The organism is Aliirhizobium smilacinae, assembly GCF_006335145.1.
Taxonomy (GTDB): Bacteria; Pseudomonadota; Alphaproteobacteria; order Rhizobiales; family Rhizobiaceae; genus Neorhizobium; species Neorhizobium smilacinae.
On record NZ_VDMN01000006.1, the window covers coordinates 44,958 to 57,365 of the forward strand.

A 12,408-nucleotide genomic window follows, 5' to 3' on the forward strand; every position below is an offset into this window, starting at 1 on the left:
CTTACGCGTCCTTTCCAAAAAGGCCGGCCGGGCGGATCAGAAGAACGATCGCCATGATCACGAAGATCACGATGTTCGAGGCTTCCGGATAAAAGACCTTGGTCAGCCCTTCGGCGATGCCGAGCATGTAACCGGTGAGGATGGCGCCCATGATCGAGCCCATGCCGCCGACCACGACCACGGCGAAAACAACGATGATGATGTTCGATCCCATCAGCGGCGAGACCTGATAGACGGGCGCGGCGAGCACGCCGGCGAAGGCTGCAAGACCGGCCCCGAGCGCGTAGGTCAGCGTCAGGAGCAGCGGAACGTTGACGCCAAAGGCCTGTACCAGTGTCGGGTTCTCGGTCGCGGCGCGCAGGTAAGCGCCGAGCTTGGTCTTTTCGATCAAGAGCCATGTGCCGATACAGGCAATGAGTGAGACGACCACCACCCAGCCGCGATAGACCGGCAGGAACATGAAGCCGAGATTTGTTGCACCGGTGAGTGCCGGCGGCGGTGCATAAGGCTGACCGGAAGAGCCGTAGAGATAGCGGAACGTGCCCTCGATCGTCAGCGCCAGGCCGAAGGTGAAGAGCAGGCCGTAAAGATGGTCGAGCTCGTAAAGCCGCGACAGCAGCAGGCGCTCGATCACCGCGCCGAACAGGCCGACGACGACGGGCGCCAGAATAAGCGCGAACCAGTAGTTGATGCCGAAATACTGCAGCATCAGCATGGCGACGAAGGCGCCGAGCATATATTGCGCGCCATGGGCGAAGTTGATGACGCGCAACAGGCCGAAAATGACCGCGAGGCCAAGGCTCAGGAGCGCGTAGAAGGAGCCGTTGATCAGGCCGATCAGGAGCTGGCCCATGAAGGCCTGCAGCGGGATGCCGAAGATCATGGTCATGTCGATGACCTCCCTCGTGTGATGTGTCCGAGAGGCGGAGATCGCTGCGGCGAACTCCCTGTGATCTCCCCCCTTGTGGGGGAGATGTCACGAAGTGACAGAGGGGGGTAACAACGGCTCGACGAACTCAATGGTAAAGGGCGGTGCACGCGGCGCCCCCCTCTGCCCTGCCGGGCTGCCGGGGTCGAGCCACGGGTCTCGACCCGCTCTTCGAGCCCCCCACGAGGGGGGAGATCGGTACGACGCACCGCCCCATATCCCGTCACCCGTTTCGGCATTTGGACGGTCATCGATTCAAAGATTCCAGCCATCCTCACACCCCCAGAACCTTGTGCAGCGTATCCATGCGCTGCGGCAGTTCGCTGACGGGGAAGTCGGCGACCATCTTTCCGTGGTCCATCAGGTAGAATCGGTCTGCGACGCGGCTGGCAAAGCGGAAATTCTGTTCGACCATCAGCACCGTCATGCCCCGTTCCTTCAATGTCTTCAGCACCTCGCCGATGCGCTGGACGATGACGGGGGCCAGCCCTTCCGTCGGTTCGTCGAGGATCAGGAGTTTGACGCCGGTGCGAAGGATGCGAGCGATCGCCAGCATCTGCTGTTCGCCGCCCGACAGTTTCGTTCCGGGGCTGAAGCGCCTTTCGTGGAGGTTCGGGAAAAGCGCGTAGATCTCGTCGAGCGGCATCGCGCGTTCCCGGCCGCCATCGGCCACGACCGGCGGCAGCATCAGGTTCTCCTCCACCGTCAGCGTCGAGAATATGCCGCGCTCTTCGGGTACGAAACCCAGGCCCGCATGCGCCGTCCTGTGCAAGGGAACGTTCGCCATATCCTTGCCGGAAAAACGGATCTCACCCTTGCGCTCTCGGATGATGCCCATGATGGTGCGGAGCGTCGTCGTTTTGCCGACGCCGTTGCGGCCGAGGATGGTGATCGTCTCGCCTTCGCCGACGGTCATGTTGACGCCGTGCAGGATATGGCTTTCGCCATACCAGGCATTGAGGTTGGAGACCTGTAGAAGCGGTTTTGCCATCACGCGTCCTCCGTGCCCATATAGGCGAGCCGCACGCGCTCATCTTTTGACACTGTCGCATAGTCGCCTTCGGCGAGGATCTCGCCGCGCTGCAGGACCGTGACCTGATGACAGATGTCGGCGACGACCGAAAGATTGTGTTCGACCATCAGCACGGCACGGGTCTTTGCCACTTCGCGGATGATGTTGGAGACCGTGCCGATATCCTCCTGGCCCATGCCGGCCATCGGCTCGTCGAGAAGAAGCACTTTCGGATCAAGCGCCAGCGTGGTCGCGATCTCGAGCACCCGCTTGCGGCCGTAGGAAAGGTCGGCGGCGATTGCGTTGCGCTCGCGTTTCAGCCCCACCGTCTCGATCAGTTCGTCGGCCCGGTCGTTCAACCGGTCGAGCGCGGAAGTCGGCAGCCAGAACTGCGTCGACAGGCCATTCGGCCGCTGCAGCGCCACGCGAACATTGTCGAGCACGGTCAGATGCGGAAACACCGCAGAGATCTGGAACGAGCGGACCAGTCCCATGCGAGCCACCTTGTCCGGCGAGGTTTTGGTTATGTCGGTTCCGAGCAGGGTGATGGAGCCGGCCGTCGGCTGCAGGAATTTGGTGAGAAGGTTGAACACCGTCGTCTTGCCGGCGCCGTTCGGGCCGATCAGCGCATGCACCCGCGCGTGTTCGATGTCGAGATCGACGTCCCGAACCGCCAGAAACGCGCCAAAGCTCTTGGAAAGACCGCGGGCGGATAAAACCACCCGCGGCTCCTCGTGCAGGTCCTGTGCAGGCACTGCCATTATTTCACCAGCTCGCAACCGGCCTTGTTCGGGTCGAGATAGGCATCCTTGCCTGGGATCGTGGCGAGCACAGTGTAATAATCCCAGGGCTCCTTGCTTTCATCCGGCTTCTTGACCTGCAGCAGGTACATGTCGTGGATCATGCGTCCGTTGGCGGCGACCGTGCCGCCACGGCCGAAGAAATCGTCGACCGGCATTTCGCGCATGGCTTTCGCCACCGCGTCGGCATCGTCCGAGCCGGCTTTCTCCACCGCCTTCAGATAATGGGTGACGGCGGAATAGGTGCCGGCATGGACCATGTTCGGCATCTTGTTGGTGCGGGCGAAGAATTTCTTGCCGAACTCGCGGCTCTTGTCGTCGAGGTTCCAGTAATAACCCTCGGTGAGCGTCAGGCCTTGAGCGGCCTCCAGCCCGAGACCATGGACTTCGGCAAGGGTGAAGAGCAGGGCTGCGAGTTTCTGGCCGCCCTGGACGATGCCGAATTCGGCAGCCTGCTTGATCGAGTTGGCGGTGTCGAGGCCGGCATTGGCAAGGCCGATCACCTTGGCACCGGAAGACTGCGCCTGCAGCAGGAAGGACGAGAAATCCTGACTGGAGAGCGGATGACGCACCGAGCCGAGCACCGTGCCGCCATTGGCTTTGACGTAATCACTCGTCTGCTGCTCCAGCGAATAACCGAAGGCATAGTCGGCGGTCAGGAAGAACCAGCTGTCACCACCCTGCTTGACCATCGCGCCGCCGGTGCCGACCGCAAGGGCGTGGGTGTCGTAGGCCCAGTGGAAGCCGTAGGGCGTGCAGGCCTTGCCGGTGAGATCGACGGTCGCAGCACCGGTGTTGATCGTGATCTTCTTCTTGTCCTTGGACAGCGCCTGCACGGCGAGGCCGACCGACGAAGTGGTCAGGTCCATGATCGCATCGACCTGCTCTGTATCGTACCATTGGCGGGCGATGTTGGAGGCGATGTCGGGCTTGTTCTGATGGTCGGCATTCACGAGTTCGACCGGGACACCAAGCACCTTGCCGCCGTAATCCTCGATCGCCATCTTGGCCGCCTCGACCGACGATTTGCCGCCGAAATCGGCATAAACGCCGGACTGGTCGTTCAGGATGCCGATCTTTACCTTGCCGTCGGATGCAGATTGGGCGAATGCAGTGCCGCTCGCCAGCAGCACGGCCAGCGACGTCAGGAACGTCTTACGCATAAGGTCTCCTCCCAAGAGATTGCAGAGCGCTATCTGTTCAAAATTGGCAGGCCGCCCTCCTCAAAGCAGCTCTTCCAAGTACGCATGGTTGAGGAAAAAGGCCGTTGACGCAAGAAGCTCGCCACTATTAATTGCAAACAGCATCTGTGCGTTTTTGAACAGATCGCCATGCCGGGGAGGGGTTATGAGTGGAAATCCCGTCTTTACCTGGGATGACCTGCAATATTTTCTGGCCGTTGCCCGCACGGGGCAGTTGTCAACGGCGGGACGGCATCTGCGCACCAGCCATGCCACTGTTGCGCGCCGCATCGACCGGCTGGAATTTGCCCTCAAGGTAAAGCTCTTCGAGCGCAACCCGCGCGGTTATGTGCTCACAGTGGTCGGTCAGCGGTTCATCGAGACGGCGGAGCGGATGGAGGCGGAGGCCGACCGGTTGCAGGCCGAGATCACGTCCGGCAATGCGGCGCATCAGGGAGTCGTGCGGCTGAGCGCTCCGGAAGGTTTTTCCAACTTCTTTCTCGCCCATCATCTCGGAGATTTTACCGCGCGGCATCCGAGCCTTTCGCTGGAACTGGTCACGATCCAGCAGATCATGTCGCTGTCACGCAAGGAGGCGGATATCGCGGTAGCGCTCGATCCGCCCAAGGCCGGACCCTACCTGATCGAGAAGATCACCGACTACAAGCTCAACATCTATGGATCCAAGCGCTATCTGGCGGGTGCAGCCACGCTGAAGCGCCGGGAGGATCTGCTCAATCATCCGTTCATCGGTTATATCGAGGACATGATCTTTGCGCCTGGGCTGGATTATCTTGGCGACGTACATCCCGGCATCAAACCGAAATTCCAGAGTTCCAGCATTTTTGCGCAGTTGACGGCGACGCTCAACGGGCTGGGCCTCTGCATCCTGCCGCATTTCATCGCCAGCCGGCAGCCGGAGCTTGAGATCGTTTTGCCGCGCGAGGTGCAGTTGACGCGGCACTATTACATCGTGCGGCACCGCGATATGAGCCGTGTTCCGCGCGTGCGGGCGGTTGCCGATTATCTGACGGCGCTGGTGCAGGACAATCAGGATGCTTTCGTGGGAGGCTGATGTTTCCGCCTCCCAGTTCGGGCCAGCTTCAGAAGCTGGTGATGACGGCGATACCGGGTGTTTCGGCCTTGTCGAGATTGACCAGTTCGGAGACGCCTTCGGCAAGGCTTACCCGCTTCGAGATCAGTTGCTGCGGTTTCATCCTGCCGGCGGTCAGCATGGAGAGCATCGCATCGTAACGCCAGGCCTGCATGCCGTGACTGCCGTAGATTTCCAGCTCGTGGCCGATGACCTGCGCCATCGGGATCTGCGGCGTTGCGTGTTCGCCGAGCATCAGGCCGACCTGAACGTGGCGGCCGCGGCGGCGCAGGTTCTTGATCGAGTTGAAGCAGGTCGTCGGGTGGCCGAGCGCGTCGATCGAGACATGCGCACCGCCCTTGGTGATTTCCCGGACGGCTTCCACGACATCCGGCACCGAACCGGCATTGATCGTGGCAACCGCCCCGCATTGCCGCGCGAATGCGAGCTTGTCCTCGGTCAGGTCGATGCCGATGACGTTAGCACCGAGTGCGGTTGCGATCATGATGGCCGAGAGGCCGACACCGCCGCAGCCGTGGACGGCGACCCAGTCGCCGGGACCGGTGCGGGCCTGATCGGCAACCGCGCGGAAGGAGGTGGCAAAACGGCAGCCGAGGCTTGCGGCCGTTGCGTCGTCGATCTCTTCCGGCAGATGCACGAGATTGGTGTCGGCATAGTCGATCGCCACGTATTCGGCGAAGGAACCCCAATGGGTGAAGCCGGGCTGGAACTGGTCCGGGCAGACCTGCTGGTTGCCGGAATGACATTCGGCACAATGGCCGCAGCCTGAAACGAACGGCACGGTGACGCGATCGCCGACCTTGAAGCGCATCACGCCCTTGCCCTTTGCCACGACCTTGCCGGCCAGTTCATGGCCGGGAACGTGAGGCAGCTGGATATCGGGATCGTGGCCCTTCCAGCCGTGCCAGTCGCTGCGGCAGAGGCCGGTCGCACCGACCTTGATTACGACGCCGCCGAAGGTCGGCTCGGGATCGGGAAGCGTCCTGATCTCGGGCATCTGTTCGAACGCTTCGTAATACATGGCTTTCATGACGCATCCTCGCCTGTTCAATACGGAAAAGTCCCCGATCCTCAATGAGGTCGGGGACATTGATTTTTTGTTACGTTAGCGCGGCGGACTGCGTTTACGAAGCCTGTTTCTGCTGGTCTTTCATGAAGGCGATATCGCCGACAACGCGGACGCGGACGCGGCGGGCATCACCGGGCAGGTAGGCGATCGGGATGTCTTCCGTATCCAGCGTGACGATCGACTTCGGATCGGAACCGGCCTCGATGGCGCGTTCGCGGGCGATACGGTCGGCTTCGGCAATCGCCTTGTCGCGCGACAGATCGGAGAACACCTGATCGACTTCGCCGGAGACCTGCGCCATGGCGGCACCGAGTGCGTTGGCAACGCCGGCGTGTTCGACGCGCAGCACTTCGCTGGCACCTCTCAGCTTTTCCGGAATGAGGAAAGCACCACCGCCGACTGCGATCAGGCTGACGCCCTCGGCCGAGGTTTTCATCCGGTCGACGCCGTCTTCCACCATCGCCTCGATGCGCTTCAGGAGGTCGGCAACCATTGCCTTGTCCAGATGCTTGACGCGATCGCGGTCGCCGATCTCTACGAGGCCCGCAGCGACGGCAACGTCGGTCGTAGTCAACGTATCACCACCGAAGACGAGGGCTTTCTCGGTGATGCGGTAACCGACCGAACGCGGGCCGATCTTGCGGGTTTCCGGATCGATGATCGTGCCGCCGCCGAGTGCCATGGGCAGAAGGTCCGGCATGCGGAAGAGGGTGCGTACACCGCCGACTTCGACCACGTTGTTGGCTTCGCGGGGGAAACCGCCGACGAGGCAGCCGACATCCGAGGTCGTGCCGCCGACGTCGATGACCATGGCTTCCTTCAGGCCGGTGAGGAAGGCCGCACCGCGCATCGAGTTGGTCGGGCCGGAGGCGAAGCTGTAGACCGGGTTGGCGGCTGCGACATCGGCCAGAACCACGGTGCCGTCGTTCTGCGTCAGGTAGAAGGGTGCGTTGACGCCCGCCTGCTTGAGCGCGTCCTTGAAGGCGTCGATCGTCTTCCGACCAAGACCCTGAAGAGCCGCGTTGAGCAGCGTGACGTTTTCGCGTTCCAGCAGGCCGATACGGCCGAGCGTGTGGGAGAGCGTGATGCGCGCTTCCGGGATGATCGAACGGACGATCTCGGCAGCTTCCAGCTCACCTTCGGCTGTCAGCGGCGAAAAGAGCGCCGTGATGCCGACGGAGGTTATGCCGGCGTCGCGGATTTTCATCGCTGCGTCGCGGATTTCGTCGTGGGCCAGCGGCACCAGTGGGCGACCGTCATATTCATGGCCGCCATGGACCATGAAGGACAGAGGATCGACGCTTTCGCGCAGATCATCCGGCCAGTCGATCATCGGCGGCAGGGAAGCGCCGGCCGGCATAGCGATGCGGATCGCTGCGATGCGCTCCAGACGCGCACGTTCGACGACGGCATTGGTGAAATGCGTCGTGCCGATCATCACGGCGTCGATCGGCGAGGCGCCGGGCGCCTGCGAAGAGACGACGTGACCGATGGCGTTGACGACGCCCTGCATCACATCCGCGGTGGTGGGAAACTTGATGGCGGAAACGACTTTCTCGCCATCGATGAGCACGGCATCCGTATTGGTGCCGCCAACGTCAATTCCGATCCGCTTCATGCTGCAAACACCGATTTGAAATCAAGATCATATCCGAAGGCACGCGGGCCGACATGTTCCAGTCCCTTGGGGCTGGTCAGAACAGCCGGTGCCGGCAGGGCGACAACCGTGACGCGCTGGCCGTAACGCACCGTTTCCGTGCCAATTGCTTCGCCCGACACGGTGTCGAGCAGGCAGATCAGGTCAGGGGTCATGGCAATCGGCTGGCCATCGCGGAAGGCGACTGCCCATTCGTTCTGAAAGGCGAGTTCGACCTTGGCGCCGCGATCCGCGTCGAGGCCGTCGATCATGGCAGCGCCGCGCAGAAAGCCGCCGGTCGTGGTGCGATCCACGTCGGCAACCTTGCCCTTGAACAGGATCTTGCCGCCTTCATGCGCCAGAACGGCTTCGATCGGGTCTGTATGGGCGGCGCGGGCTTCGAGCACCGCACGACCGAGGCTCACGGCTTTGGTCACGGTATGGAGCACGCCCCATTCCTTGACTTCCTTGCCGGTGCGCGGGGCCTTGCAGGTGGCCGAGGTCGAGCCGACTTCGGTGCAGATCTTGCGCGAGATACGCTCCATCCATTTCCAGGATGCGGCCTTGGCAACGATCGCTTCGTTGTCGCGGCAATCGACGAGTGTCAGCGGGTACATCGGCAGGTCGCCAATGGCAAAGCTGGTCATCTGGGCTTCCGGATAGGCACGGCCCATCGCGTCGGCGTCAACCACCGGAATGTCCAGCATGGCGGCTGCGAGGAAGGGCGACAGCGCATTGCCGCCACCGATCTCGACGCTCATCACGGCGCGGAACTTGCGGCCGGTATATTCTTCCATCAGCTGCATGGCGCGGGCAAGATGCGCCGGGTCCACCAGACGTTCCTGGCCCACCAAAGGGGCGCCCATCTTCGACACCACGGCGACGGCATCGCCATCGTCCAAAGCGTTGGGATCGATAAGCTTGACGCGCTTGCCGTCCTTGTAGAGCTTTTTCAGGTTGAGCTGCGCCAGATACGGGCTGCCACCACCGCCGGTCCCGAGAATCCAGGCACCAACGGCAAGCGGGTCGATCTCGCTCGCTTCGAAATCACGGATCATGTTTGCCTCCGAATAATGTGCTAGAACCTAGCCATGTGCGACGAAGAATGCCTATAGGGGACTGCCCCTAGAATGGGCTTGCCTTTAATTTGGGCATGTCTAGAACGACTATAGCGATAGGATCAGAAGGACCGATTCCCTGCCCGTGACGAAGAACCCTTACACTCCGTCTTCGACCATCGCGGAAGCAGCGGAACCGCCTCATCGCGTGATGTTTCTGAGCGTTGGCCAGACGCCGCGCGAAGATATTATCGACGACATGCTGGAAAACCTCGATCTGCCGATCGAAGCGCTTGAAATCGGTGCTCTGGACAGGCTTTCGCAGGCAGAGATCAACGATTTCAAGGTGCGGCCCGGCGAGACGAGCATCGTCACCCGGCTTTCCGACGGCAGCGATATCGTCGTGTCGAAACCGAGGATCGCCGAGCGGATGGCGAAGATCGCCGCCGCATTCCAACCAAACGAATTCGATCTGGTGGTGATCCTGTCGACCGGGCTGTTTCGGGATTTCGAAAGCACGTGCCCGACCGTCAATGCCCAGCGGGCAATGGAATCGACGGTCATTTCGCTTGCCGCGCATGGTTCGGCCGTGGGCTTGATCCAGCCGCTGGAGCAGCAGATCGGCGAACTCGATATTCCGGCGCTCGCGCCTTACAAGGTCACTGCCAGCTACGCTGCAGATGGGAACAAACGATTGCTGGCAAGCGCGCTGGTCGATCTTTCGGATTCGGAGATCATCGTGCTGAATTCGGTGAGCTTTACCGAAGCCGACAGGCAGACGGTGGCCAAGGCGAGCGGCAAGCCTGTGGTGCTTGCAAGACGTATCGTCGTCAGCGCGATCCGGCTGCTTTTGCACGGTACGCATCCGGTTGCCATGCCCGGCGTTCCGGCAGAATTTCTGGAAAAACTGCAGCGTCTCACACCGCGCGAGCGGCAGGTGCTTTCGCTGGTGGCCGAGGGATTGTCGAACAAGGCGATCGCACGTCAGCTCGGGATCAGCCCCAAGACGGTCGAAATCCACAGGTCCAATGTGATGACGAAAATGGAGGTGACGTCCTCCAATGCGCTGATCCGGATGGTTGTCGCCGCGGGTCATCCCTAACAAAAATAATCGTGTTTGCGTAATAAAATTGCGCGAAAAGCACGGTTTGCCTAAAAAATGATCGCAAAATATATTACCGAATTGTTTTCCTCTAGGGGCATTACCCTATAGTGAAGCTGCATATTCGAGCGTTAGGCTCCCTGCCAACAAGACTAATGCAGGGAATGAACGAGAGCATGCCTTCCACATCCAAGATTGCCTTCGTGACCATCGGGCAGACGCCCCGCGTCGATCTGGTTCCTGAAATGATGGCCGAGATTACATCAGGTCTGCCGGAAGGCCGTATCGTGCATCAGGAATTCGGCGTGCTGGACGGGATGAGCCCGGCAGAACTCGATGCGATGCGCGCAAGGGATGGTGAGCATTCGTTTGCGACCCGGCTGAACAGCGGTGAGGAGATTGTTTCCTCCAAGGCGCTGACGGAAGAGAAGCTGAACGTCCTGTTACAGAAGATCGACGGCGAAGGTTTCGATCTCGTCGTTCTGCTCTGCACCGGCACGAAGATCGAGCCCTTGAAGAATACGCTTGTTGTCGAAGCGCAGCGGATCGTCGACTCGACAGTCGAAGCACTTGCCGCGTCCGCCCGCAAGCTCGGCGTCATCGTGCCGCTCGAACGGCAGATCCAGGATTTCGAAGAACGCCATGTGCTGCCGGGTAATCCGAAACTGGTGTCGGCATCGCCTTATGCCGGTGGCGAGATGAGCGAACGTGCCAAGCAGCTGGAAGGCTGCGACCTCGTGGTGATGCATTGCATGGGCTATTCGGCCGAGATGCACGAGGAAGTGCGTAAATCCATCGATGCGCCGGTATTGCTGTCACGCCGGTTGGTGGCGGGTGTCGTTCGCCAGATGCTCTAGAACTTGCATACAGTCTGACTTGAAAGCCGTTTAATAAGAGAGGGAACTACATGCTCGGCAAAATCATCAGGAATATCGCAATCGCGGGGCTGCTCGCCTCGTCGGTTCTTGCCACCCCTGCCGGCGCTTTCGAGCGCACCGACAAGGGCAATGTCATCGTGTTCGGCGGTCGTCAGGCGATCCCGGTTCTCGATCCGCATATCCGCTACGACTGGTCGACACGCATGATGCAGCAGGCCGTTTATGACGGGCTGGTCAAATACGAAGGCGATCCGGCCGAGATCAAGCCTTGGCTGGCTGAAAAGTGGGAAACCAGCGAAGACGGCAAGACCTGGACGTTCCATCTGGTCAAGAACGCAAAATTCCACAACGGCGATCCGGTGAATGCCGAAGCTGTCCGTTATTCCTTCGAGCGCGGCCTGAAGCTCAACAAGGGCGTCGCCTGGATGCTCAAGGACTTTCTGGCGCCGGAAGGCATCAGCGTCGTTGACGATTATACGGTCAAGTTCGAGCTGAAGGGCCCATATACGCCTTTCCTCTCCTTCCTGCCCTGGTGGTACATCGTCAATCCGGCCCAGGTTAAGGCCCATGAAGTGGACGGCGATTACGGCCAGAAGTGGCTGACCGACAACGAAGCCGGCTCCGGTCCGTTCAAGCTCGGCCGCTGGGAACCGAACGTTCTTTATGAAGCCGAAGCCGTTACCGATTACTGGAAGGGCTGGCCGCAGGGCGAAGCAAATCGTCCGGCCGGCGTGATCTTCAAGATCATCCGCGAACCTGCCGCACAGAAGGCCGCTCTTCAGCGCGGCGAAGTCGATATCGTCGAAGGCCTGACCCCGGACGACTATGTCCAGATCGCGCGTGCCAAGGGCATCGCCATCGAAGACCACAAGGGCATGACCACTTTCGGCATCAAGTTCAACACGCAGCAGGGGCCGACCGCCGACATCAATCTGCGCAAGGCAATTGCCTATGCGATGGACTACGATGCGCTGATCCAGGTCTATAACGGTGCTGCCTCGCTTGAGACGAGCCCGATCCCGGATGCGATGCGCGGCCATATCGACGTGCCCGGCATTCCGCGCAAGGATCTTGCCAAGGCCAAGGAATATCTGGCGAAATCCGGTTATCCGAACGGCGGCATCACCCTGCCTTACGTTCACGTTGCCGGCCTCGAAGAAGCCCGCCGCATCGGCCTCGTGCTGCTCGACAGCCTGAAGCCGCTCAACATCAATGTCGAGATAAAGCCGGAACAGTGGCCTAACATGGTCGCCAACGGTTCCAAGGTCGAGACTTCGCCGTCGATGACTTCGGTCTACACGACCCCGGTCTCGACCGATCCGGACGCTGTCGCCTACCAGTATCACAAGAACAGCTGGGGCCAGTATTTCGCGATGATGTTCTACGACAATCCGAAGGTCACCGAGATGATCGACAAGGCCCGGTCCTCGTCGAACTGGGATGAGCGCGCCAAGCTTTATGCCGACATCCAGACCCAGATCGTCGCAGACCAGCCGGAAGTGTTCGGCATGCTGCAGAACCGCCGCTGGGCACGTCGTGACTACCTGCAGGGTTTCCAGTTCAGCCCTGTTCGTTTCACCGGCGAAGTCGATCTCTATCCGCTTTGGGTAAAGTCCGAATAAACACTGGC

Annotated in this window: 11 protein-coding genes; 4 read left to right on the forward strand and 7 right to left on the reverse strand. The window is 60.8% G+C overall.

Annotated elements, in window-relative coordinates:
• Position 1 precedes the first annotated feature (1 nt).
• The 4 genes from FHP24_RS22025 to FHP24_RS22045 form a co-directional block, all read right to left on the reverse strand.
• Complete coding sequence (locus FHP24_RS22025) at positions 2–889, reverse strand: branched-chain amino acid ABC transporter permease (RefSeq protein ID WP_139678401.1); 888 nt, start codon at positions 887–889, stop codon at positions 2–4.
• Between the two features lie 313 nt (positions 890–1,202).
• Positions 1,203–1,919, reverse strand: a complete 717-nt coding sequence (locus FHP24_RS22035) for an ABC transporter ATP-binding protein (RefSeq protein ID WP_139678403.1) — start codon at positions 1,917–1,919, stop codon at positions 1,203–1,205.
• Positions 1,919–2,701: an ABC transporter ATP-binding protein gene (locus FHP24_RS22040; RefSeq protein ID WP_139678404.1), complete on the reverse strand. Its 783-nt coding sequence runs from the start codon at positions 2,699–2,701 to the stop codon at positions 1,919–1,921. The genes FHP24_RS22035 and FHP24_RS22040 overlap by 1 nt, the downstream gene beginning before the upstream one ends.
• A complete protein-coding gene (locus FHP24_RS22045; RefSeq protein WP_139678405.1) occupies positions 2,701–3,903 on the reverse strand; it encodes an ABC transporter substrate-binding protein in 1,203 nt (400 codons plus the stop codon). The genes FHP24_RS22040 and FHP24_RS22045 overlap by 1 nt, the downstream gene beginning before the upstream one ends.
• A 184-nt stretch (positions 3,904–4,087) precedes the next feature.
• On the opposite strand from FHP24_RS22045, the gene FHP24_RS22050 reads away from it, so the two are divergent.
• Positions 4,088–4,996, forward strand: a complete 909-nt coding sequence (locus tag FHP24_RS22050; protein ID WP_139678406.1) for a LysR family transcriptional regulator — start codon at positions 4,088–4,090, stop codon at positions 4,994–4,996.
• A gap of 28 nt (positions 4,997–5,024) precedes the next feature.
• Here FHP24_RS22050 and FHP24_RS22055 read toward each other — a convergent pair whose 3' ends face one another.
• The 3 genes from FHP24_RS22055 to FHP24_RS22065 form a co-directional block, all read right to left on the reverse strand.
• Positions 5,025–6,065: a zinc-dependent alcohol dehydrogenase family protein gene (locus FHP24_RS22055; RefSeq protein WP_139678407.1), complete on the reverse strand. Its 1,041-nt coding sequence runs from the start codon at positions 6,063–6,065 to the stop codon at positions 5,025–5,027.
• Between the two features lie 94 nt (positions 6,066–6,159).
• The gene (locus tag FHP24_RS22060) at positions 6,160–7,722 is read right to left on the reverse strand and encodes a hydantoinase/oxoprolinase N-terminal domain-containing protein (RefSeq protein WP_139678408.1); all 1,563 of its coding nucleotides are present in this window, start codon (positions 7,720–7,722) and stop codon (positions 6,160–6,162) included.
• Complete coding sequence (locus FHP24_RS22065) at positions 7,719–8,798, reverse strand: DUF917 domain-containing protein (RefSeq protein ID WP_112455483.1); 1,080 nt, start codon at positions 8,796–8,798, stop codon at positions 7,719–7,721. Before FHP24_RS22065 ends, FHP24_RS22060 begins: the two co-directional genes overlap by 4 nt.
• Positions 8,799–8,943: 145 nt before the next feature.
• On the opposite strand from FHP24_RS22065, the gene FHP24_RS22070 reads away from it, so the two are divergent.
• From FHP24_RS22070 to FHP24_RS22080, 3 genes are all read left to right on the forward strand, one after another.
• The gene (locus FHP24_RS22070) at positions 8,944–9,900 is read left to right on the forward strand and encodes an AroM family protein (RefSeq protein WP_210237860.1); all 957 of its coding nucleotides are present in this window, start codon (positions 8,944–8,946) and stop codon (positions 9,898–9,900) included.
• Between the two features lie 176 nt (positions 9,901–10,076).
• Entirely contained in the window at positions 10,077–10,757 is a 681-nt protein-coding gene (locus FHP24_RS22075; RefSeq protein WP_180356084.1) for an AroM family protein, read from the forward strand.
• Between the two features lie 50 nt (positions 10,758–10,807).
• Positions 10,808–12,400: an ABC transporter substrate-binding protein gene (locus FHP24_RS22080; protein WP_139678410.1), complete on the forward strand. Its 1,593-nt coding sequence runs from the start codon at positions 10,808–10,810 to the stop codon at positions 12,398–12,400.
• The last annotated feature ends 8 nt before the right edge of the window (positions 12,401–12,408 follow it).